Origin of the sequence: Actinomadura fibrosa, from assembly GCF_900659615.1 — a bacterium.
GTDB classification, from domain to species: domain Bacteria; phylum Actinomycetota; class Actinomycetes; order Streptosporangiales; family Streptosporangiaceae; genus Spirillospora; species Spirillospora fibrosa.
The window spans coordinates 1-21,767 of the sequence record NZ_CAACUY010000151.1 but is presented as its reverse complement, the minus strand read 5'-3'; the positions used below and the strand labels follow the sequence as shown (position 1 = coordinate 21,767).

Sequence of the window (21,767 nt, the reverse complement as noted above, 5' to 3'; positions counted from 1 at the left end):
GGCGCGTCCGGCCCGGGGGCGCCCGGCCCGGCGGCGTCGGTGCTGACGCGGCGGGAGACCGAGATCGCCGGGCTCGTCGCCGAGGGGCTCACCAACCGGCAGATCGCCGAGCTGCTCGTCATCGCCAAGCGCACCGTCGACTCCCACCTGGAGCACATCCTCGCCAAGCTCGGCTTCACGTCCCGCGCCCAGGTGGCCGCCTGGTTCGCCCAGCGCCCGCCGGAGCGGACCTGATGGGCGGCTTGGAGATCCGCGAGCTGGAGGCGTTCCTCGCGCTCGCCGAGGAGCTGCACTTCGGACGGGCCGGCGAGCGCCTGCGCGTGTCGCAGAGCCGCGTCAGCCAGCTGATCCAGGCACTGGAGCGCCGGATCGGCGGGCGCCTCGTCGAGCGCACCAGCCGCCGCGTCGCGCTGACACCGCTCGGCCACGAGCTCCTCGCCGGGATCAAGCCCGCCTACGACTCCCTCCAGCGCGCCGTCGAGGACGTCCGCGACGCCGCGAAGGGCGTCCGGGGCTCCCTGCGCCTGGGCTTCCAGGGCGTCGCCTGGGACCACATCCTGAACGCGATCGCCCTGTTCCACGACCGGCACCCCGGCAGCAGCGCCGACCTCGCCGAGATCCCCCTCGCCGACCCCTTCGGCCCCCTGGACCGCGACGAGGTTGACGCCGCGATCATCCTCATGCCGGTCGAGGAGCCCGGCCTCGTGCTGGGGCCGGTCTTCTCGAAGGAACCGCAGACCCTCGCCGTCCCGCCGCACCATCCGTTCGCCCAGCGCGACTCCGTGACCGCCGAAGAGCTCGCGGACGTCCCCCTGGTCGGCGTGGACGGCCCCGCGCCGGAGTACTGGCGGCGCGCACACGCCCCCGCCCGCACGCCCGGCGGCCTGGCCATCGGGGAAGGCCCCCGCGCCCGCACGCTCCAGGAAGGGCTGACGCTCGTGGCGGCCGGACGCGGCGCCATGCTGCTGTGCCGGCACACGGCCGGCTACCACGACAGGCACGCCGTCACCTTCGTCCCCGTCACCGGCCTCGACGACTCCCGCCTCGTCCTCGCCTGGCGCCGCGACCGGGAGAACGCGCGCATCCGCGCCTTCGCCGGGGCCCTGGCCGCCACGACCGATTAGCCACGCTCATCGCCGCATGAGCAGAACGCCGTTGTTCCCGGTGACGCCCCGCCGGTTGGCTTTTCCCGTGACCCAGTTCAACAAGAGCAACGAAGCCGGAGCCCCCGGAGCAACGGACGACGACATCACGGAGCACCGCGCGCCGGGACGCGACGCGACCCTGCGCGACGCGACCCTGCGCGACGCGACCCTGCGCGACGCGACCCTGCGCGACGCGACGCCCGCGAACGGCGCCGGTGACGCGGTGCCGACCAGGGCGGGCCGCCGCGGCTGGTACAGCGTCGTGACCATGGCGGTCGGGACGTTCACCGTGGTCACCTCCGAGATGCTGCCGGTCGGTCTCCTGACGCCCATGGGGAGGGCCCTGGGCGTCGCCGAGGGGACGGCCGGGCTGACGCTCACCATCACCGGCCTGGTCGCCGCCGTGTCCGCGCCGCTGCTCACGGCCGCGCTCGGGCGGTTCGACCGCAGGAGGGTGCTGTGCGCGTTCATGCTCGTCCTGGCGGTGGGGAACCTCGGCGCCGCGCTCGCGGACGGCTTCGCCGTCATGGTCGCCGCGCGCGTGCTCGTCGGCCTCGGCATGGGCGGCGTGTGGGCCATCGCCGCGGGGATCGCCGTCCGGCTCGTCCCGGAGCGGTCGGTCGGCCCGGCCACGTCGCTGGTGTTCAGCGGCATCGCCGTCGCGTCCGTCCTCGGGGTGCCGGCCGGGACGTACGCCGGGGCGCTCGCCGGGTGGCGCACGGCGTTCGGCGCCGCCGCCGTGCTCGCCCTCCTCGTGGCGCTCGCGCTGGCCGTCCTGCTGCCCCGGCTGCCCGCGGAGCGGACCGTCCCGCTGCGGGGCGTCCCGCGCCTGCTCGGCGACGCCCGCCTGCGCACCGGCCTGCTGATCGTCGCCGCGCTGGTGACCGGCCACTTCGCCGCCTACACCTACGTCCGCCCGGTGCTGGAGGAGGTCTCCGGGGCGGGGTCCGGGACGATCGGCACGCTGCTGCTCGTGTACGGCGTCGCGGGCGTGGGCGGGACGTTCCTCGCCGGCGCGGGCGCGCGGCGGTCACCGCGCGCCACCCTCATCGCGATCGGCGCGGTCATGGCCGTCACCGTGCCGCTCCTTCCGCTGGCCGGCGGCCCGGAAGGAGCGGCCGGCGCGCTGCTGGCCGTGTGGGGCCTCGCCTACGGCGGCGTGTCGGTGAGCACGCAGACATGGGTCCTCGCGTCCGCGCCGGACGCGAGGGAGGTCGCGTCCGCGCTGCTCGTGGGCGTGTTCAACGGCGCGATCGCACTGGGCGCGCTGGTGGGCGGCCTGGCGGCGGACGGCGCGGGCCTCACCGCCGCGATGAGTCTGGGCGGACTCCTCGCGGCCGCCGCGCTCCTGATCGCCGCCACCGGCCGGGCCCCCGCCTCGGGCCGGTACTGAGACCCGCCGTCAGCGGGGGGCGGTGTCCGTCCATCCGGACGTCAGGGACGCCACCGAGTTGATCAGTGAGCCGGGCGCGCGTCCCGCGTTGTCGCCCGCGGGCTTCAGCACGAGCTTCTCGTAGGCAAGCGCCCGCCCGGACGCCTGGTCGATGATCAGGCGGTGCTCCAGGAGGCCTCCGGACGTCCGCTCGTCGATCGCGACCGCCGTGCCCCGGCGTCCCTCGGCGTCCCGGACCGAGCCGATCGTCCGGACGCTCGGGAGGTCCGCCACCATCCGGAACGCCGCGGCGCGCACCTGCGGCGTCACCGGCATCCCGAGGAGGATGTCGCGGGCGACCGAGAACATCCAGGAGTCGCCGGTCCGGACCCGCGTCAGCGGCTCGGTGTCGCGGCCGGCCTTGCCGAACCGCTTGACGAGCAGCCTCTTGAGCCGGTCCGGGTCGGCGGGCAGCGCGCGCAGGTCCTTCATGGTGACGTTCTCGCCGAGAGAGAAGATCGTCCCGTCGGCGGGCAGCTTCTGGCACGTGGTGCGGGGAGGGCTTGCCGCCACCTTCAGCGTCATGCTCCTGAAGTCGCCGGGGCCATCGTGACCGACGGGGATCGCGAGCTCACTCGGGGAGCCCGCGCGGCGCCAGGCCGCCGCGTCGGCCGCTCCGGCGGGCCGCGTCCCGAGGTCCTGCTGCCGGCTGCAACTCCGCCCGGTCGGGCTGCTCGGCGTCCAGCCCTCGAAGCGCCGCTCCCAGGCGACGGTGTAGTCCCCCGTCGGCGCGTGCAGCCGGTAGTAGATCCGTGAGACGTCCGTGCCGTGCCAGTACGCGCCCATGGTGTCGTGCTGCCGCTCGGCCTGCCACGCCGCCGCGAGCAGGACCGTCCGGGCCTCCGGGGGAGGCGGTGACGAGCCGTGCCGCCCTGGTGTCCCCGCGCCGGACATCACTACGGGCACCGCGACGGTGGCCGCGGCCGCCGCCCCGACGGCGGCGAGGCCGAGGCCGCCGAGCCGGAGGCGCCGTGCGCGCGGACGGCGGGGCCGCCCCCCGCGGGCGATGTCGCGCTGGACGCGGGCGAGCGCCGCGGCGGTCGTCTGCTCCGTGGCGCGCGGCTGCGCGAGGAGCTCGCGCACCAGGTCGATCTCGTTCATCGTTCGTACTCCTCGGTGATGAGCGTGGGATCCACCCCGCCCAGTGCGTCGCGCAGCTTGCGGCGGGCCCGGTTCAGCCGGGAGGCCACCGTTCCGTCCTTGAGTCCCAGCGCCTCGGCGACCTCCGGGTACGTGCAGTCGCCCAGGGCCACCAGCAGCAGGACGTCGCGGTCCCCGGGAGACAGCCCGCGGAGCGCTTCGGCGAGCGCTCCCCGCACCGCGCCGGCGCTGACCTCGTCCGCGACCCGCTCCTCGTGCCCCGGCTGCGGGCCGCCGGCGGGGGTGTGGGCGAGCGTCCGCAGATGCCGGGCCTCGCTGCGCCGGTGGCGTCCGACGAGGTTGGTGGCGATGCCGAACAGCCAGGACCGCATGGCGCCGCGCGCCGGGTCGAACCTGTCCCGGCGCCGGTAGGCGGTCAGGAACGTCTCCGCGGCGATGTCGTCGGCGGCGTCGGCGCCGAGCCGGCCCGCGACGTACCGGTGGATGCCGGGGAAGTAGCAGTGGAAGATCTCAGCGAACCGCTCGGGCTCATGCCACGATGCGTCGATCACCACGGTGTCGCCGCGGCGCGGGTCCGCGGCGGGGGTGTGGCCCATCCTCATCCTGTCCCTCGCTGGAACGTTCGGTCACGTGTGTTTCGCCGCTCGCGGCACAACCCTTCACGCCCCCCGGAACCGGGTGGACGGACGGCCCGTCTGATCTTGCGATGAGCGGAAGCGAGCCGATCGGGATCCGGCTGGAGCGGGTGGCGGCCAAGCTGGCCGCGCTGCGGCGCGCGGACGGGGAGTCCGGCCCCCGCGCCGTGCCCGCACTGGGCCCGCCGCTCGCCGCGGAACGGGTCGCGGCCTTCGAGCGCCGCAACGGCGTCCGGCTGCCCGGCGCCTACCGGGCCTTTTTGACGATGATCGGCAACGGCGGCCCCGGCCCGTACCAGGGCCTGGACGCCCTCGACCCCGACCTGGCCGACCGGCAGCTCGCGGGCGAGTTCCCCTACGACCCCGATGACCTTCCGGGGACGTGGACTCAGGAGATGTCCGCCCTGGGCTTCTGGAAGCCGTACCGGGGAACGCTGCCGCTCGCACGCCACCACCGCATGGAATGGGCCTACCACGAGACCGCCGAGCCCGTCTCGATGCTCGTCCTTTCCGGCCCGGGGCGCGGCCGTGTCGTCATGGTCGACCGGTGCGAGGAGTACTTCCCGCCCGTCTACCACCCGGCTCGCGACTTCCTGGCCTGGTACGAGGAGTGGCTGGACGCGCGGGCCGCGGGGGAGTGGGGCCTCCGCCGGACGGACTTCGACCGGCCCGGCTGGACCCCGGTGACCGTCCGGGACCATCCCGATCCGGAGGAGGCCGTCTGGGCGGCCCGCATGTACGCGGCGCGCGTCGGCCGCTGGGACTGGCCGGAAGCGCCGCCGCAGGCGTGCGAGACGCTGGCGGAGGCCGCGTCCGCGAACGCCTCGCCGCGCGTCCGGGCGGCGGCCGCCTGGGCCCTGCACCACGTCCGCCGCGAGGTCGGCGCGCTCGCCCTGCCGCTGCTGCGCGACCCCGACCCGCGCGTCCGCAGGCAGGCGATCACGGGGGTGGCCGCCTCCGAGGCGCTGCACAGGACGGTCGTGCGCGACGCGTTCCGGCCGCTGCTGCGCGACCCCGACCCGTGGATCCGCGCCGCGATGGTCCGTGCGCTGGGCCCGGAGGAGGACGTCGCCGGCGTCCTGCGCGCCCTTCTCGCCGATCCGGACCCGGACGCCCGCCGCGCCGGCCTCGGCAGGATCGCCACGCTCGACTACTGGGCCCCCGACCGGAAGACCGAGCTGGTGGACGCCGCCCGCCCGCTGCTCCGCGACGCCGATCCCGGCGTCCGCGCGACCGCGGTGGCCGTCCTCGACTCGGCTGGCGTGCCGTGGGGCCGGGCGATGCTGGTCGCCGCCGCGTTCAGCGACCCCGACGCCGGGGTGCGGCGGAGCGCCGTCGAGCGGCTGCTGAGGTACGGCGGCCGGACGGCGCTCGTCCCATCCGTCCCGGTCCTGCTCGGCGACCCCGACGACCAGATCAGGCACGCGACCCTCCACCGGCTCGGGTACGGGTCGTACCAGTCGAACCGGATCCCCGCGCGGTACTGGACCTTCGCCGCGCGGCCCCTTCTCGCCGACCCCTGCCCCGAGGTCCGGGCGAAGGCGCTGCAGACGCTCGTCCGCGCGAAGGAACCGCCGCCCGAGGACGCCTGGCCGCCGCTGCTCGCCGACCCCTACCCCCCGCTGCGGCGGACGGCGCTCCGGCTGGCGAGCGAGATCCGCGCGGAGCCGGGCGGGCCGGTGCACGCGGCGCTGCACCGCAGCCTGCACGGCCCGTCCCGCGACCTGCGGTGGGCGGCGGTCTCCGGGCTCGGCGACACCTGTACCGCGGCGTGCCGCGAGGAGATCGGAGCCGCCCTCGACGCCGAGGACGACCGGGTGGTCCGCTACTGCCTGACCAGGATCACCGAACGCCTCGACACCACCTGACCCGCGCCGTGTGCCTTTCGGGGGTGCGGGGGTCAGAACGCTGTGTGGGCCAGCCAGTGGTCCAGGAGGGCGCGGTCTCCGGTGATCGCGGCGCCGGCCTCCTCGGGCGAGCGGCGGCGGGTGAGCATGAGGAGGAGGTCGCGGACGGGTGCCGTGATCTCCACGTCCGCGGCGGCCGTCGCGGCGGGGCCGGCGTGCTCGGCGCGGAACCCCTCCGGCGCGCGGGTGATCACCCATCCCGGGAGCGGCCCGTCCGCGGGACGGAGCCCCAGCGTCTCGCCGCGCCCCCGCAGGGCGGCGAGGTCCGGCTTGAACGACTCCGCGCCGGGCGCGGACATCAGCTCCAGGCCCTCGCTGATCGCGTCCGCAGCGAGGTCGGGCGCGATCGCGAACGGGACGCCCGCGGTGATCGCCGCGTCCGCGTGGTGGACGGACGTGTCGTGCAGCATCCGGCGCAGCCAGAAGACCGCCGGGCGGGGTCCCAGGTAGGTGAAGACGACCGTCCCGGGGCCGGTGCCCTCGATCGCGTCGACCAGCTCGGCGGCGCCTTCGCGCAGCAGGTCCGGCCAGGCGTCCGGTGGGCCGGGCTCGGTGCGGGTCGCGTCGGGGACGTCGCCGACCTCGCCCGTCCGGACGAGGGTGGCGGCCCAGCGGTGCGCCTGGGCGATGTGGCCGACAAGGTCGCGCAGCCGCCACTCCGGGCACGTCGGGACGGGGGTCGCGGGGTCCAGGCCCGCGGCCGCGTCGGCGAGCCCGGCGGTGTGCACGCGCAGCCCCTCCGCGAGGCGCGCCGCGTCCAGCGGCTCCACGCCCGGCGGCGCCGTGCCGAGGTCCAGGCGGCCCGGTTCAGGTGCGGTCATGTCCGTGTCCTCTCCTCGGATGCGCCCGTAACGTAGGACTTCCAGCCGGGTGGAGGTTCAAGTGCGTGTGACCGACGACACACCGGGCGCGGTGACGGGCGCGCCGGCGGGCGCGGGGGCGCTCGGGATCGGTGATCTGGCCGCGATGACCGGCGTGCCCGTCCGGACGATCCGCTTCTACTGCGACGAGGGCCTCCTCGTCCCGGCGCGCAGCGCGGGCGGGCACCGGCGGTTCGACGCGGCGGCGGCGGACCAGCTCCGGCTCGTCCGGCGGCTGCGCGGGCTCGGCCTGGGGCTGCCCGCCATCGCTTCGGTGCTCGCGGGCGAGCGGTCGATCGGGGAGGCCGCCGCGGCGGAGCGGGCCGCGCTGGACGTGGAGCTGGCGTCGCTCGCCTGGCGCCGCGCCGCCCTCCGCGCCGTCGAGGAGGCCGCGCCCGCCGAGCGTGCCGCGCGGCTGGAGCTCCTCGCCGCCGCGGCGGATGGGAGCGCCGCGCGGGAGGTCCTCGCCGGGTTCTGGCGGCGGCTGGTGCTCGTCCCGCTGCCGGCCGAGTTCGTGTTCTCGTTCGTGGACGCGAGCGCGCCGCCGCCGCCCGCCGACCCCGCGCCGGAGCAGGTCCTCGCCTACGCCGAGATGGTGACGCTCGTGAGCGACCGGTCGCTGGCCCGCCGCCTGCTGGCGCGCGGCCGGGCGAACGTGGAGCGGGTCGGGGACGAGCCGACCCTGCTGACGGGCCTCGGCGAGGCGATCGAGATGGCCGTCCCGCTGGTGGTGGCGGGACGGGCGCCGGAGCCCGGCCGGGCCCTCGACCACTTCGTCGACGCCCACGCGGCCGGGCGCGGCGCGAAGGACACCCCCGGGTTCAGGCGCGAGCTCCTGCCCGGGGTCGCGGTCGACGGGGACCCGCGGCTGCGCCGCTACTGGCGGCTTCACCGGGAGGTGACCGGCCAGCCGGCGACCGTGGGCGAGGCGCTGATCTGGCTGGGCGACGCGCTCGCGCGCAGCGTCGCCTGACGTCCAGGAATAGGAGAGCGGGCCGCCGGGTTCCGATAGGATGGTTGAAAGTTCTACTATCTTGGGAGCGGGCATGCAGTTCGGGATCTTCTCGGTCGGGGACGTCACCCCCGACCCGACCACCGGCCGCACGCCGTCCGAGGCCGAGCGGATCCGGGCCATGGTCGCGATCGCGGAGCACGCGGAGCAGGCCGGGCTGGACGTCTTCGCGACCGGCGAGCACCACAACCCGCCGTTCGTGCCGTCCTCGCCGACGACGATGCTGGGCTACATCGCGGCGCGCACCGAGCGGCTGATCCTGTCCACCGCCACCACGCTGATCACCACGAACGACCCGGTGAAGATCGCCGAGGACTTCGCGATGCTCCAGCACCTGGCGGGCGGCCGGGTCGACCTGATGATGGGGCGCGGCAACACCGGGCCCGTCTACCCGTGGTTCGGCAAGGACATCCGCGACGGTATCCCGCTCGCCATCGAGAACTACCACCTGCTGCACCGGCTCTGGCGCGAGGACGTCGTGGACTGGGAGGGCAAGCACCGCACGCCGCTCCAGTCGTTCACCTCGACGCCGCGCCCGCTGGACGGCGTGCCGCCCTTCGTCTGGCACGGCTCGATCCGCAGCCCCGAGATCGCCGAGCAGGCCGCCTACTACGGCGACGGGTTCTTCGCGAACAACATCTTCTGGCCGAAGGAGCACTTCCAGCGGCTGATCGGCCTGTACCGCCGCCGCTTCGAGCACTACGGGCACGGCACCGCCGACCAGGCGATCGTCGGCCTCGGCGGGCAGGTGTTCATGCGGCGGAACTCGCAGGACGCCGTCCGCGAGTTCCGGCCCTACTTCGACAACGCCCCCGTCTACGGGCACGGGCCGTCGCTGGAGGAGTTCACCGCCGAGACGCCGCTGACCGTCGGCACGCCCGAGCAGGTGATCGAGAAGACGCTGACGTTCCGCGACAGCTTCGGCGACTACCAGCGCCAGCTGTTCCTCGTCGACCACGCCGGGCTGCCGCTGAAGACCGTCCTGGAGCAGATCGACATGCTGGGGGAGGAGGTCGTCCCGGTGCTGCGCAAGGAGTTCGCCGCGCTGCGCCCGGCGCACGTCCCGGAGACCGCCCCGACCCACGCGTCCCTGGTCGCCGCCAAGGCGGCCGCGGAGGCGGGGGCCGCGGAGGCGGGGACGGAGGCCGTGCGATGAGCACCCTCGCCGTGGTCTCCGCCGGGCTCGGGCAGCCGTCGTCCACGCGGCTGCTCGCGGACCGGCTCGCCGAGGCGGCGTCCGGCGCGCTCCGGTCGGGCGGCGCGGATGTCGCCGTCGAGACGGTCGAGTTGCGCGACCACGCCCACGCGATGGTCGACGCGGCCCTGACCGGCTTCCCGGCGGGGGCGTTCCGCGCCGCGGTCGAGACGGTCGCGGGCGCCGACGGCCTGATCGCGGTGACGCCGGTCTTCAACGCGTCCTACAGCGGCCTGTTCAAGACGTTCTTCGACGTCGTCGAGCCGGGCGCGCTGGAGGGGACGCCGGTGCTGCTCGGCGCCACCGGCGGCACCGCCCGGCACTCCCTCGCGATCGACTTCGCCATGCGGCCGCTGTTCGCCTACCTGCGCGCCGCCGCCGTCCCGACCGCCGTGTACGCGGCCTCGGAGGACTGGGGGAGCACCGGGAGCGGGCTCGCCGACCGGATCGCCCGCGCGGGCGGCGAGCTGGCCGCGATGATCGCGGGACGTCCCGCGGCGGCCAAGGACGACCCGTACGACGACCCGGTCCCGTTCGAGGACCTGCTGGCCGGACGCTAGCCGCGCCTACCTTAGGCGTGACTTATATAAGCGGAGACTGTACCTTGGCTTCCGTGCACGCGTTCGACGTCCTGGGAGATCCGGTGCGCCGCCGCATCCTGGAGCTGCTCGCCGACGGCGAGCGGGCCTCCGGCGAGGTGACGGCGGTGATCCGCGAGGAGTTCGGCATCACGCAGCCCGCCGTCTCGCAGCATCTCAAGGTGCTGCGGGACGCGGGGTTCGCGGTCGTCCGCGCGGAGGGCACCCGGCGGCTCTACTCCGTCGACACCGCGCCGCTGCGCGAGATCGACGACTGGATCGGCCGGTTCCGCCGCTACTGGACCCCTCACCTGGACGCCCTGGGCACCGAGATCGCCCGGGGGAAGCGCGCACGCCGCCAGCGGGAACGGGACGAGGACGCAGGGAGCCAGGAATGATCGATGTGACCGGGCAGATCAACGCCGTGCGGCGCCGGGTCGGCGACCGGGTGCTGGAGGCGGGCACCGCCCGCACCGTCACCGTCAGCCAGACCTACGGCACCACCGCCGAGGACCTCTGGGACGCCTGCACGAACCCCGAGCGCATCCGGCGCTGGTTCCTGCCCGTCACGGGCGACCTCCGCGTCGGCGGCCGGTACCAGCTCGAAGGCAACGCCGGCGGGACGGTCGAGACGTGCGACCCGCCCAAGGGCTTCACCGCGACCTGGGAGTTCGGCGGCCAGACGAGCTGGATCGAGGTGCGCGTCACCCCCGAGGCGGACGACCGCGCCCGGTTCGAGCTGGAGCACATCGCCCTCGTCGACGACCACTGGGAGCAGTTCGGTCCCGGCGCCGTCGGCATCGGCTGGGACATGGGCCTCCTCGGCCTCGCCCTGCACCTGTCGTCCGACGCAGGCAAGCCCGACCTCGGCCCCGAATGGCAGGAGTCCGACGAGGCCAAGGAGTTCATGCGCCAGAGCAACGAGGGCTGGTACGAGGCCGACGTCGCCGCGGGCGCCGAGCCGGGCGAAGCCCGCACCCGCGCCGACAATACGATTGCCGCCTACACCGGGTCTGCGGAATGATCCCTCGTCCGTGACCCCTCTGCGCGGCCTGGACGACATCGACTGGGACGGCCTCCAGCACGCCTACGGATCCGCCGGCGACGTCCCCGGCCTGCTGCGCGGCATCGAGGACGGACCCGACCCGGCCGAGGCGCTGGACGACCTCGACGTGAAGATCTACCACCAGGGCGGCATCGTGTTCCCCGCCGCCGTGGCCGCGCTGCCCTTCCTGGTCGCGCTGGCCGGATCGCGGGACGTCGCCGTCCGGCCCGGCCTGCTCGAACTCGTCGGCCGCATCGCCGACGAGGCGGGCCGGGTGCCGAAGCCGACGCCGGGCTGGGCGGACGCCTGGACCGCCGTGCTCCCGGACGTCCTCGCCCTCCTCGGCGATCCGGACGCGGCGGTGCGGCGCGAAGTGGCGAGCGCGCTCGCGCCCGCGCGGGACGACGCCGACACGATCGTGCCCGTCCTGCGCGAGCGGTGGGCGGCCGAGGAGGACGGCGCCGCGCGCGTCACGATCGTCCTCGCCGTCGGCGATCTCGCCCGGGGCTGCACGGCCGCGACCCTGCCTGAGACGCTCGTCTGGCTGTGTGACCTGCGCGGGCACGGCGACGCCCAGATCCGCCTGGCCGCCGAGACGGCGCTTCCCAAGGCCGTGCCCGCGCAGCGTCCGTCCCTCGACGTCCTCGTGGACGCGATCGGCGGCGACGGCATCGACGTGTGGCAGCATGTGCCGTGGGTCGGCCCGAGCCATCCGGTCCTCGCAGAGTTCTTCGGAGGCGGTGCGGCACGGCTGCTCGACTGGGTGGACGACCGGCTCGGGAACGACCCGGCCACGCGGACGGGCCTGTGCCTCGCCTTCCTGCGCGACCGCGACCCCGACCGCCGGATCGGCGCCGTCCGCAACGCCGCCGACCTCCTCAGCGAACGGCGCTCACCCGAGCGCGTGCTGTTCCCCGGCCTGATGGAGCTGTCCGCCGACCCCGCCCCGGCGGCCCGCGCCTACGCCACGTCCCTCCTCGCATCCCTGGACGCTCCCGACGAAGCCACCGACTCCGAAGCCGCCATCGCCGACCGGCTCGCCGCCCGCCTGGACGACGAGGCGCGCCTGTCGCGGCATGGCGACGAGCGGATCGCCGACATCGCCGTCTGGGGGCTCGCGAGGCGCCGCGACCCGCGCTGCCTGCCCCGCATCCTCCGCCGGCTCGACGGCGCGTCCGACATGACGGACGCCCATTTCACCGACCCGTACACCACTGATCCGCCGACGCTGGGGTACGTCCTCGCGCCGCTCGCCGCCTACGCCGATGAACTGCTGCCCGCGATCCGCTCCCGGCTCGACGACCCCGCCGCGGCGAAGGGGCTCGCTCAGGCGCTGTTCGAATGGGGGCCGGCGGCGGCGCCGGCCGTTCCGGAACTGGTCCGGCTGCTGGGCACGGATGCGACCGTGCAGGTGGCGGACGTACTCGCCGCCATCGGCCCGGCCGCCTCGGACGCGGCGACCGCCCTGTCCTCTCACCGCGCGCATCACGACGAGCGGAGGGCGCGGATCAGCCGCTTCGCCGTCTCGCTGGCGTTCTGGAAGGTGACCGGCGACCCCGGCCCCGCGCTCGCCGCCGCGGCGAAGCCGATCCCCACGGACCTTGCGGCGCCACCGATGTTCAGGTATCGAACCGACCTCGGATGGATCAGGCACGTCGCCGAACTCGGCCCGCTCGCCGCCGCCCACGCGGACCGCCTGCACCCGCTGCTGCATGTCCGCGAGGAGTGGACGCGGATCGAGGCCGCCCACGCCCACTACCGCATCACAGGTGACGCCGAAACGTCCGCTTGGGTGCTGTCCGCGGAGGCCTACAAGCTCGCCACGAGCGAAGCGCGGCCCGTCCAATGGACGGCCATGAAGTACCTCGCCGCGATGGACCCGGTGCCGAAGATCCGGAGGGAGGCGCTGCACGAGATCCTTGACTCCGACACGCGGTACCACTACTTCGCGGGGTGGCGCGGGTTCGCCGAGGACCGCGAACTGCGCGCCCTGGCCGCCAGCCTCCTCCGCAGGCAGCCCAAGTAGGGAACGGGGGACGGTTCCGGTCAGGTCGCGGGGGCGTCGTCCTCCAGGTCGCCTTCGATCTTGAGGTACAGGCGTTTGAGGGCGTCGAGCGTCTCCTGCTCCGGGTGCTCCCACATGCCGCGGTCGGCCGCCTCCAGGAGGCGTTCGGTGATGCCGTGCAGGGCCCACGGGTTGGACCGGTTGAAGAACTCCTGGTTCTCCGCGTCCAGCGCGTACGTCTGCGCGAGCTTCTCGTACATCCAGTCGGCGACGACGCCCGCGGTCGCGTCGTAGCCGAACAGGTAGTCGACCGTGGCGGCGAGCTCGAACGCGCCCTTGTAGCCGTGCCGCCGCATCGCCGCGAGCCAGCGCGGGTTGACGACGCGGGCGCGGAAGACGCGGGAGGTCTCCTCGTCCAGCGTGCGGGTGCGGACGGCGTCCGGGCGGGTGCTGTCGCCGATGTAGGCCTTCGGGGCCTTCCCGGTCAGCGCCCGCACGGTCGCGATCATGCCGCCGTGGTACTGGAAGTAGTCGTCGGAGTCGGCGATGTCGTGCTCGCGCGTGTCGGTGTTCTTCGCGGCCACGCTGATCCGCCGGTAGGCGCTCTCCATGTCGCCGCGCGCGGGCACGCCGTCCAGGTCGCGCCCGTAGGCGTAGCCGCCCCACACCGCGTACACCTCGGCGAGGTCGGCGTCGTCCCGCCAGTTGCGGCTGTCGATCAGCGGCAGGATGCCCGCGCCGTACGCGCCGGGGCGCGACCCGAACACCCGCAGCGTCGCGCGCCGCTCGTCGCCGTGCTCGGCGCGGTCGGCGCGGACGTGGGCGCGGACGTAGTTGTCCTCGTCCGGTTCGTCCTGCGCCGCCGCCATCCGGACGGCGTCGTCCAGCATCGCCACAGCATGCGGGAACGCGTCGCGGAAGAAGCCGCTGATCCGGATCGTCACGTCGATGCGCGGACGGCCCAACTCGGCGAGCGGCACCGGCTCCAGCCCGGTGACGCGCCGCGACGCCTCGTCCCATACGGGGCGGACGCCGAGCAGCGCGAGGACCTCGGCGATGTCGTCGCCGGACGTGCGCATCGCGCTCGTGCCCCACACCGACAGGCCGACGGAGCGCGGCCACTCGCCGGTATCCTCCCGGTAGCGGGCGAGGAGCGAGTCGGCCATCGCGCGGCCCGTCTCGTACGCCAGCCTGCTCGGGACGGCCTTCGGGTCCACCGAGTAGAAGTTCCGGCCGGTCGGCAGCACGTTGACGAGGCCGCGCAGCGGCGAGCCGCTCGGCCCGGCCGGGACGTACCCGCCGTCGAGCGCGTGCAGCACCATGCCGATCTCGTCGGCGGTCCGCTCCAGCCGCGGGACGATCTCCGTCGCGGCGAACCGGAGGATCTCCGCCGCCGTGCCCTCGGCGACGTCCGCGGCGGCGGCCGGGTCCCAGCCGCGCTCCTCCATGGCCGCGACGAGCCCGCGCGCCTTCTCCTCGAACGCGTCGACGTCCTGCCGGACGGTGCTCTCCTCGTCGAGTCCGAGGGCCTCGCGCAGGCCGGGCAGGGTCTGCGCGCCGCCCCACAGCTGGCGGGCGCGGAGCATGGCGAGCACCAGGTCCACGCGCGTGTCGCCTTGCGGCGCGGCGCCGAGGACGTGCAGGCCGTCCCGGATCTGGACGTCCTTGACCTCGCACAGCCAGCCGTCCACGTGCAGGAGGAAGTCGTCGAACTCCGCGTCGTGCGGCCGGTCGTCCAGGCCCAGGTCGTGGTCGAGGCGCGCCGCCTGGATCAGCGTCCAGATCTGCGCGCGGATCGCGGGCAGCTTCGCCGGGTCGAGCGCCGCGATGTTCGCGTGCTCGTCGAGGAGCTGTTCGAGCCGGGCGATGTCGCCGTAGCTCTCGGCGCGCGCCATCGGCGGGATCAGGTGGTCCACCAGCGTCGCGTGGGCGCGCCGCTTCGCCTGCGTGCCCTCGCCCGGGTCGTTCACCAGGAACGGGTAGATCAGCGGCAGGTCGCCGATCGCCGCGTCCGGGCCGCACGAGGCCGACATCCCGGCGGACTTGCCGGGCAGCCACTCCAGGTTCCCGTGCTTGCCGACGTGCACGACCGCGTCCGCGCCGAAGTCGTCCGCGATCCACCGGTACGCGGCGAGGTAGTGGTGGCTGGGCGGCAGGTCCGGATCGTGGTAGATCGCCACGGGGTTCTCCCCGAACCCGCGCGGCGGCTGGACGATCACGACGACGTTCCCCGAGCGCAGCGCGGCCAGGACGATCTCGCCCTCGGGATCGCGCGAGTCGTCCACGAACAGCTCGCCGGGCGGCGGCCCCCAGTGCCGCTCGACGTCCTCGCGCAGGTCCTCGGGCAGCGTCGCGTACCAGGCCCGGTACCTCGCCGCCGGGATGCGCACCGGGTTCCCGGTGAGCTGCGCCTCCGTCAGCCAGTCGGGGTCCTGCCCGCCCGCCGCGATCAGCGCGTGCATCAGCGCGTCGCCCTCGCCGGGCAGATCGTCCCCGACGTCGTAGCCGCGCTCCCGCATCGCGGCGAGCAGCCGGACCACGCTGGCGGGCGTGTCCAGCCCCACCGCGTTGCCGATCCGCGCGTGCTTCGTCGGATACGCCGACAGCATCAGCGCGACCCGCTTCCCGCCCGCCGGGACGTGCCGCAGCGCGCCGTGCCGCACCGCGATCCCGGCGACCCGCGCGGCCCGCTCCGGGTCGGCGACGTAGACGCTCAGCCCGTCCTCGTCGGTCTCCTTGAACGAGAACGGCACCGTGATCAGCCGCCCGTCGAACTCCGGCACCGCGACCTGCGTCGCCGTGTCCAGCGGCGACAGCCCGTCGTCGTTCTCCACCCACGCCGACCGCTCACTCGTCAGGCAGAGCCCCTGGAGGATCGGCACGTCCAGCGCGGCGAGCGCCCCCACGTCCCATGCCTCGTCGTCGCCGCCCGCCCCCGCCGTCGCGGGCCGCGTCCCGCCCGCCGCGAGGACGGTCACGACCAGCGCGTCCGCCCGTCCGAGGGTTTCCAGCAGAGCGTCGTCGGCCGTGCGCAGCGACGCGCAGAAGACCGGCAGGGCCCGCCCGCCCTTCGCCTCGATCGCCGCGCACAGCGCCTCGACGAACGCGGTGTTTCCCGCCAGATGGTGCGCCCGGTAGTACAGCACCCCGATCAGCGGGCCGTCGCCGTCCGCCGCGTCCCGCTCCAGGACGCCCCACGTCGGCGTCGGCTCCGGCGGCGCGAACCCGTGCCCCGTCAGCAGGACGGTGTCGGACAGGAATCGGTACAGCTCGCCCAGGTTCGCGGGCCCGCCGTGCGCGAGGTACGCGTGCGCCTCCGCGCTCACCCCGGCCGGCACCGTGGACAGCTCCATCAGCTCGGCGTCGGGCGCCTGCTCCCCGCTCAGCACCACCACCGGACGCGGCCCGGCGAGCAGCGCGTCCAGGCCCTCCTCCCAGGCGCGGCGCCCGCCGAGGAGCCGCACGACGACGAGGTCCGCGCCCTCCACGAGCGACGGCAGCCCGTCCGTGCCCACCCGCACGGGGTTGGCCAGGCGGAAGTCGGCGCCGCTGGCGCGCGCACTGAGCAGATCGGTGTCCGACGTGGACAGCAACAAGATCACGCGGATCGCGTCCTCACCCGGGGTCCTCGCCCCGAATCGCAGGGTCGTGCACAGTGCCCGTGAACGCGCCCCCGCCACCGCGGGCACGCGTCACCGTGGCGACGCGGAGTCTCCTGGCTCCCGGATCGGCGCTCGCCCCGGCCTTCCCGCTCGCACGGTGGCCTCGCATGGGGTCCGCTCCCCGGTGACAGTGGCGGGACCGCGCCGGATTCGCACCGGCTTCCTCCCTCGTCGCCGCCCACACCCTAACCCGCCCGGCGCCCGCCTCCGCCCGCCGGGCCCGTCCACGGGAACGCTCCGCACGGGCGAATGGTCCGGGTGGCGCCCTCAGCCGGCGTAGTGCCACAGGGCCACGTCCCTGCCCCTCCCGGACGGTGCTCAGGCACCTTGTGACCGGTTCGCCCGACCGCAGAGCATGAATGATCAATCCAGAGAAGGAGCGACTCATGGCTATCTCAACGCGCACTGTGGGCATCGGCATCGCCCTCGCCGCCGCCTTCACGCCGCTCGCCGCGTCCGCCGCGGAGGCGTCCCCGGTCAGCGCCCAGCGGGCCTGTACGTACGACGTCTGCATGTACACCAAGACGAACTTCAAGGGCACGTGGAAGGGCTACAACCACTACCGGAACAAGTGCGTCTCGTACGACAGCGCCTTCAAGATCCGGTCGCTGAAGATCAACAGCTCCAAGGGCACGACGTTCTGGTCGAAGAAGGGCTGCAAGGGCACGCCGTCCATGAGCTTCCGGGGCCACGTCAAGGTCAAGGACTACAAGTTCACGGCCCGCTCCAGCCGCTGACCGGCTGAGAGACCCCGCCCGTGACGGACGACCGATCCCGTCGCGGCGGCCGACGAGTCCCCGGACCGGCCACGATCACCGGCCCGGGGATCCGTCGTCTCCGGGAATCACTTCACCGGGCTACGAGCGATCCCGCCGCGCGGACTCGCGGCGCCGCGCGACCGCCTTCATGCGCCACCTGAAAGCGTGGAAGATCGTCGACAGCACGACGACGAACGTGATGAGGATGACCGCTTCCTGCACACCCAGACCCTGCATGCCCGCCTCGCTTCGCTCCGGACCATGGACATGGCGGCGGACGGCGACGTCCGCCCACGGGGTGTGGTGCCAGTCTACGTCCCCCGAGACGGCCGCGCGGGTCAGGCGGTGGCGTCCGCCGGCGGGCAGGGCCTGCGCCACTCCGGGTTGAGCTGCACGCCGAGCTCCTCCAGCTCGACCTTGCGCCCGGTCTCGCTGCGCAGCTCGACCCTGACCGGGGCGCCGGTGCCGTGCTCCACGTGGAGGAGCGGCGGCTGCTCGCCCTGGAGGTACTTGTCGCCCCACTGCATCAGGCCGAGGACGGCCGGCAGCAGGTCGCGGCCCATGTCCGTGAGCACGTACTCGTCCCGGGTGCGGCCGCGCTCGTCCCGGTAGGGGCGCCTGCTGAGCAGCCCGGCCTCGGTCAGGTGGCGGAGCTGCCCGGCCACGATCCTCTCCGTGAGCCCGATCCGCCGCGCGAAGGCGCTGAACCGGGTGGTCCCGTAGTAGGCCTCGCGCAGGATCACCAGTGCCGACCGGGTCCCGACGATCTCCAGGGCCTTGACGAGCGAGCAGTGGTCCGGCTTCCACGCACCGAGATCCGCGAGCGGACCCTCCATCACAGCGGCCATGCCCCCCATGCTACCCACCATGGCTATAACGCGGTACAGTCAGCTCCGTCTGGCTATACATAGGTATAGCTACCTCAGGACGGGAGTTCCCTGTGACCGCACGGAAGCCGACGGCCGGGACGCGGCCGCCCGGACCCGACCGCTCGACCGCGATCCTGCTGGTGCTCTGCGCGGCGGCGTTCATGGCGATGCTCGACGTCTTCGTGGTCAACGTCGCGTTCACCGACATCGGCGCCGACTTCCCCGGCTCGTCCCTCCCGGACCTCAGCTGGGTCCTCAACGCCTACACGATCGTCTACGCGGCCCTGCTGATCCCGGCCGGGCGCCTGGCCGACCGCTACGGCCGCAAGCCGGGCTTCCTCGCCGGGCTCACCGTGTTCACCCTCGCCAGCGCCGCCTGCGCGGCGGCCCCGTCCCTGTGGTGGCTGGTCGCGTTCCGGACGCTCCAGGCCGCCGGAGCCGCGGCGCTCACCCCGACCAGCCTCGGCCTGCTGCTCACCTGCCTGCCCGCCGAACGGCGCGCGGGCGCGGTGAAGGTCTGGGCCACCACGAGCTCTATCGCCGGCGCGATCGGCCCGGTCGTCGGCGGCGCGCTGGTCCAGCTGTCCTGGCAGTGGGTGTTCCTGATCAACGTGCCCGTCGGCGTCCTCGTCCTCGCCGCCGCGGCCCGTCTCGTCACCGACTCCCGGAACGAGGCGGTCACCCGGCTGCCCGACCTCCTCGGCGCGGCGGTGCTCGCCGTCGCCGTCGCCGCGGCGGCGCTCGGCCTAGTCCAGGGCGACCGGTGGGGCTGGACGGACGCCGCCACGGCGAGCGCCTTCGCCGTCACCGTGCTCGGGCTCGCCTACCTCGCCCTGCGCGTCCGGCGGCATCCGGCACCGGTCGTCGATCCGTCGCTGCTGCGCGTCCCGGCCTTCGTGTGGGCCAACGTCACGGCGCTGGTGTTCTGCACGGCGTTCGGCGCGGTCTTCCCCAGCGTCGTGCTCTGGCTGGAGAACGTCGCCGGGTTCAGCGTGATCCGCACCGGCCTGGCGATCGTGCCCGGCCCGCTGATGGTCCCGATCTTCGCGGTCGTCGGCCAGCGGCTGTCGAGGCGCGTGCCGGTCGGTCTCCTCGTGGCCTCGGGAAACCTGCTGTTCTGCGCCGGCGCGGTGATGCTGGCCGTCAGCGCCTCACCCGACGTCCACTACGTCACGCAGGTCCTGCCCGGCTGGATCGTCATCGGCATCGGGATCGGCCTGGCCCTGCCCAGCATGATCGCCGCCGCCACCGCCGACCTGCTCCCGGCCCAGGCGGCCACCGGCAGCGCCGTGGTGAACACGAGCCGCCAGCTCGGCTACGTCCTCGGCGTCGCCATCCTGATCGCCATCATCGGCACGATAAGCCCGACTCCCGACGAAGCGCGCACGGCCTTCCAGCACGGCTGGTGGTTCATAGCCACAACCGCCGCCCTGAGCACCGTCACAGCCCTAGGCATAACCCCGAAGAAGCACTACCCCACCCCACCGCCGGCGACTCGCCCACAAACCACGACCAACACAGCCACGCCCACCCCCACAAACCCGCAACCATAAAAGCAAGCACGAGCCCCCGACCTGAGAGCCCTGCGAGAACACCGGTGCTAGTTTGGGGAACACGACGCCGCCACCGTGAGAGTCCGAGGAGAATCCCGATGACGGCGATGCCCGAGGAGTCGTCGTCCGTCCGTCATGACCTCCGCGAGGCATTCGCTGCGCTCGATGTGATGGCGGGCTTTCGTGCCGAACTCGTGGATGAAGAGATCATCGTGTCACCGCCCCCGGACGGGCAGCACGAGACCGTCGTCGTGGCCGTTGACGACTGGGTGCGCGATGTCCATGGGCTGCGGCTGCATCGCAACCTGACGCTGATCAGCCCGGAAGGCGAGTACGTCCCCGACGGGATCGCCGCGTCCAAGGGCGCGTTCGCCGGACGCGAGTGGCACAGTGAACCGGATGGCGTCGTCATGGTGCTGGAGGTCACCTCCGGCAGCCCGCGCGACCGCAAGGGCGCCGAACGCGACCGAGGCCCCAAGCGCCGCGGATACGCCGCCGCCGACATACCGCTCTATCTGCTGATCGACCGTCTGGACGGCAAGGCGACGATCTTCTCCGAGCCGCGCGGCGACGAGTACACGTACAGCGTCTCGGTGGTCCTGGGAGAGGATCTGGCGATCCCCGCCCCCCTCGAAGGCGTCCTGCCCACCAAGGGCTTCTGACTTCGCCGGGGCCGAGCACGGCGAAGCGCACGCTGTTCTCAGGTCTGGGTGTGGGTTATTGCCTCTAGGGGGTTCATGGTTGCGGCGCGGTGGGCGGGCCAGGCCGCGGCCAGCGTTCCGATGAGCGCGGCGGCTGGGAGTTGGACGGCGAGGCGGGCGTACGGGATCGCGAGGGTGTCGACGCCCTCGCCGGCCATGGCGTGCCGGACCGCGATACCGAGCAGCAGGCCGAAGCCCAGGCCTAGCACCGCCCCGTAGAGGGAGATGACGACCGCCTCGTAGCGGATCATCCGGCGGAGCTGGCGGCGCTGCATGCCGAGCGCGCGCAGCACGCCGATCTCGCGGGTGCGCTCGATGACGGACAGCGCCAGCGTGTTGGCGATGCCCAGCGCCGCGATGACGACCGAGAGCATCAGCAGGGCGACGGTCAGGTCGAGGATGAGGTCGATGCTCGCGGCGGCCTCGTGGCGGAGGGTCGCGCGGTCCTCGGCCTCGACGTCGGGCCAGCGGGCGAGGGCCGCGTCGAGCGCCCGGCGGGTCGGGGCGCCGGTGACGTCGATGCGCTGGACGCCGGTGCCCGGATAGTGCGGTCCGGCGGCCCTCTCGTCGACGATCGCGTTCGGGACGGTGGGGAGCACCGTCCTGACGTTCGCGTAGATGCCGGACAGGGGCAGCGTGGCCTTCGCGCCGTCCTGGTACTCGACGGGGACGGCGGAGCCCGCGCGCCAACCGTGCGCGGTGGCGGTGGCCCTGTCGACAACTAGGCCGCCGACGGTTCCCTCCTCCAGACGGAGGCGGAAGTGGTCCACCAGCCGGCGCGGGTCGCCGGTCATCGCGTCCTGTGCCGTGCCGCCGAGCCTGAGTCGCACGGTCCGGATGGGGACCGCCGTCCGGACGCCCGGTACCTTGGCCACCGCCTCCAGGACGGGCTGGCCGAGCGCGGCCGTGCGGCTCGTGGAGGCGATCTGGAAGTCCGCTGGGAGCCCGGCCTCCAGCTGGCGGTCCATCGAGCGGGTCATCGAGTGGGTCACCACCGACACCGTGCCGATGAGGGCGAGACCGATCATGAGGGCGGACGCGGTGGCGGCGGTGCGGCGGGGGTTGCGCTGGGCGTTGCGGCGGCCGAGGGTCCCCGGTGCGCCGAGGAGGCGGGTGAGGGGACGGCCGAGGAACGCCGTCGCGGGGCCGCTGACGACCGGGCTCAGCAGGACGAAGCCGGCGAACAGCGCCAGGGCGCCGAGCCCGGCGGTCAGCATCGCGCCGTCGCCCGTGCCCGCGAAGGACGCGGCGAGCAGGGCCCCGCCCGCAAGGGCGGCCACGGCGCCCGCGCGGGCGCGCCACCGCAGCG

General features: G+C 74.2%; 20 protein-coding genes and 1 riboswitch. Of the genes, 13 read left to right on the top strand and 7 right to left on the bottom strand.

Annotated features, from left to right (window positions below):
* The 3 genes from E1300_RS33905 to E1300_RS33895 form a co-directional block, all read left to right on the top strand.
* Positions 1 to 234 (top strand): response regulator transcription factor (locus E1300_RS33905; RefSeq protein ID WP_131761193.1); only part of this gene is annotated, 234 nt, incomplete at its 5' end.
* Positions 234 to 1,124, top strand: a complete 891-nt coding sequence (locus E1300_RS33900) for a LysR family transcriptional regulator (RefSeq protein WP_131761192.1) — start codon at positions 234 to 236, stop codon at positions 1,122 to 1,124. The genes E1300_RS33905 and E1300_RS33900, both read left to right, overlap by 1 nt.
* Before the next feature lie 16 nt (positions 1,125 to 1,140).
* Positions 1,141 to 2,538 (top strand): MFS transporter, encoded by a 1,398-nt coding sequence (locus E1300_RS33895; protein ID WP_242619556.1) that lies wholly within the window; start codon positions 1,141 to 1,143, stop codon positions 2,536 to 2,538.
* 9 nt (positions 2,539 to 2,547) lie between these two features.
* Here the strand turns inward: E1300_RS33895 and E1300_RS33890 are convergent, their stop codons facing one another.
* Entirely contained in the window at positions 2,548 to 3,678 is a 1,131-nt protein-coding gene (locus E1300_RS33890) for a CU044_5270 family protein (RefSeq protein WP_131761191.1), read from the bottom strand.
* The gene (locus E1300_RS33885) at positions 3,675 to 4,274 is read right to left on the bottom strand and encodes an RNA polymerase sigma factor (protein ID WP_131761190.1); all 600 of its coding nucleotides are present in this window, start codon (positions 4,272 to 4,274) and stop codon (positions 3,675 to 3,677) included. Before E1300_RS33885 ends, E1300_RS33890 begins: the two co-directional genes overlap by 4 nt.
* Before the next feature lie 110 nt (positions 4,275 to 4,384).
* On the opposite strand from E1300_RS33885, the gene E1300_RS33880 reads away from it, so the two are divergent.
* Positions 4,385 to 6,181 (top strand): HEAT repeat domain-containing protein, encoded by a 1,797-nt coding sequence (locus E1300_RS33880; protein ID WP_131761189.1) that lies wholly within the window; start codon positions 4,385 to 4,387, stop codon positions 6,179 to 6,181.
* 32 nt (positions 6,182 to 6,213) lie between these two features.
* Here E1300_RS33880 and E1300_RS33875 read toward each other — a convergent pair whose 3' ends face one another.
* Positions 6,214 to 7,041 (bottom strand): maleylpyruvate isomerase family mycothiol-dependent enzyme, encoded by an 828-nt coding sequence (locus E1300_RS33875; protein WP_207400102.1) that lies wholly within the window; start codon positions 7,039 to 7,041, stop codon positions 6,214 to 6,216.
* A 67-nt stretch (positions 7,042 to 7,108) separates the two neighbouring features.
* On the opposite strand from E1300_RS33875, the gene E1300_RS33870 reads away from it, so the two are divergent.
* From E1300_RS33870 to E1300_RS33845, 6 genes are all read left to right on the top strand, one after another.
* Positions 7,109 to 8,053, top strand: a complete 945-nt coding sequence (locus tag E1300_RS33870; RefSeq protein WP_207400101.1) for a MerR family transcriptional regulator — start codon at positions 7,109 to 7,111, stop codon at positions 8,051 to 8,053.
* A gap of 73 nt (positions 8,054 to 8,126) precedes the next feature.
* Positions 8,127 to 9,248 carry an LLM class flavin-dependent oxidoreductase gene (locus E1300_RS33865; RefSeq protein ID WP_131761188.1) on the top strand — a complete coding sequence of 374 codons (1,122 nt, stop codon included), beginning with the start codon at positions 8,127 to 8,129 and terminating at the stop codon, positions 9,246 to 9,248.
* Positions 9,245 to 9,847 carry an FMN reductase gene (locus E1300_RS33860; RefSeq protein WP_131761187.1) on the top strand — a complete coding sequence of 201 codons (603 nt, stop codon included), beginning with the start codon at positions 9,245 to 9,247 and terminating at the stop codon, positions 9,845 to 9,847. The genes E1300_RS33865 and E1300_RS33860 overlap by 4 nt, the downstream gene beginning before the upstream one ends.
* Before the next feature lie 53 nt (positions 9,848 to 9,900).
* Positions 9,901 to 10,263, top strand: a complete 363-nt coding sequence (locus E1300_RS33855; RefSeq protein ID WP_131761186.1) for an ArsR/SmtB family transcription factor — start codon at positions 9,901 to 9,903, stop codon at positions 10,261 to 10,263.
* Positions 10,260 to 10,889 carry an SRPBCC family protein gene (locus E1300_RS33850; RefSeq protein WP_131761185.1) on the top strand — a complete coding sequence of 210 codons (630 nt, stop codon included), beginning with the start codon at positions 10,260 to 10,262 and terminating at the stop codon, positions 10,887 to 10,889. Before E1300_RS33855 ends, E1300_RS33850 begins: the two co-directional genes overlap by 4 nt.
* A 10-nt stretch (positions 10,890 to 10,899) precedes the next feature.
* Positions 10,900 to 12,936, top strand: a complete 2,037-nt coding sequence (locus E1300_RS33845; protein WP_131761184.1) for a hypothetical protein — start codon at positions 10,900 to 10,902, stop codon at positions 12,934 to 12,936.
* 20 nt (positions 12,937 to 12,956) lie between these two features.
* Here E1300_RS33845 and cobN read toward each other — a convergent pair whose 3' ends face one another.
* The gene (gene cobN / locus E1300_RS33840; protein WP_131761183.1) at positions 12,957 to 16,517 is read right to left on the bottom strand and encodes a cobaltochelatase subunit CobN; all 3,561 of its coding nucleotides are present in this window, start codon (positions 16,515 to 16,517) and stop codon (positions 12,957 to 12,959) included.
* A gap of 107 nt (positions 16,518 to 16,624) precedes the next feature.
* Positions 16,625 to 16,742: riboswitch (cobalamin riboswitch) on the bottom strand.
* A gap of 221 nt (positions 16,743 to 16,963) precedes the next feature.
* Here cobN and E1300_RS33835 point away from each other — a divergent pair.
* Entirely contained in the window at positions 16,964 to 17,314 is a 351-nt protein-coding gene (locus E1300_RS33835) for a hypothetical protein (protein WP_131761182.1), read from the top strand.
* Positions 17,315 to 17,434: 120 nt separating this feature from the next.
* Here the strand turns inward: E1300_RS33835 and E1300_RS50490 are convergent, their stop codons facing one another.
* Positions 17,435 to 17,572: a hypothetical protein gene (locus E1300_RS50490; RefSeq protein WP_165503115.1), complete on the bottom strand. Its 138-nt coding sequence runs from the start codon at positions 17,570 to 17,572 to the stop codon at positions 17,435 to 17,437.
* A 101-nt stretch (positions 17,573 to 17,673) separates the two neighbouring features.
* Positions 17,674 to 18,183, bottom strand: coding sequence for a winged helix-turn-helix transcriptional regulator (locus E1300_RS33830; protein WP_131761181.1), 510 nt, complete (start codon positions 18,181 to 18,183; stop codon positions 17,674 to 17,676).
* Between the two features lie 92 nt (positions 18,184 to 18,275).
* Between E1300_RS33830 and E1300_RS33825 the strand changes: the two genes are divergently transcribed.
* Positions 18,276 to 19,757 (top strand): MFS transporter, encoded by a 1,482-nt coding sequence (locus E1300_RS33825; RefSeq protein WP_207400100.1) that lies wholly within the window; start codon positions 18,276 to 18,278, stop codon positions 19,755 to 19,757.
* Positions 19,758 to 19,855: 98 nt separating this feature from the next.
* On the top strand, positions 19,856 to 20,419 hold the full coding sequence (locus E1300_RS33820) for a Uma2 family endonuclease (RefSeq protein ID WP_131761180.1): 564 nt from the start codon (positions 19,856 to 19,858) through the stop codon (positions 20,417 to 20,419).
* A gap of 38 nt (positions 20,420 to 20,457) precedes the next feature.
* On the opposite strand, the gene E1300_RS33815 is transcribed toward E1300_RS33820, so the two are convergent.
* Positions 20,458 to 21,767, bottom strand: a 1,310-nt coding sequence (locus E1300_RS33815) for an FtsX-like permease family protein (protein WP_131761179.1), incomplete at its 5' end; no start/stop codon positions are given.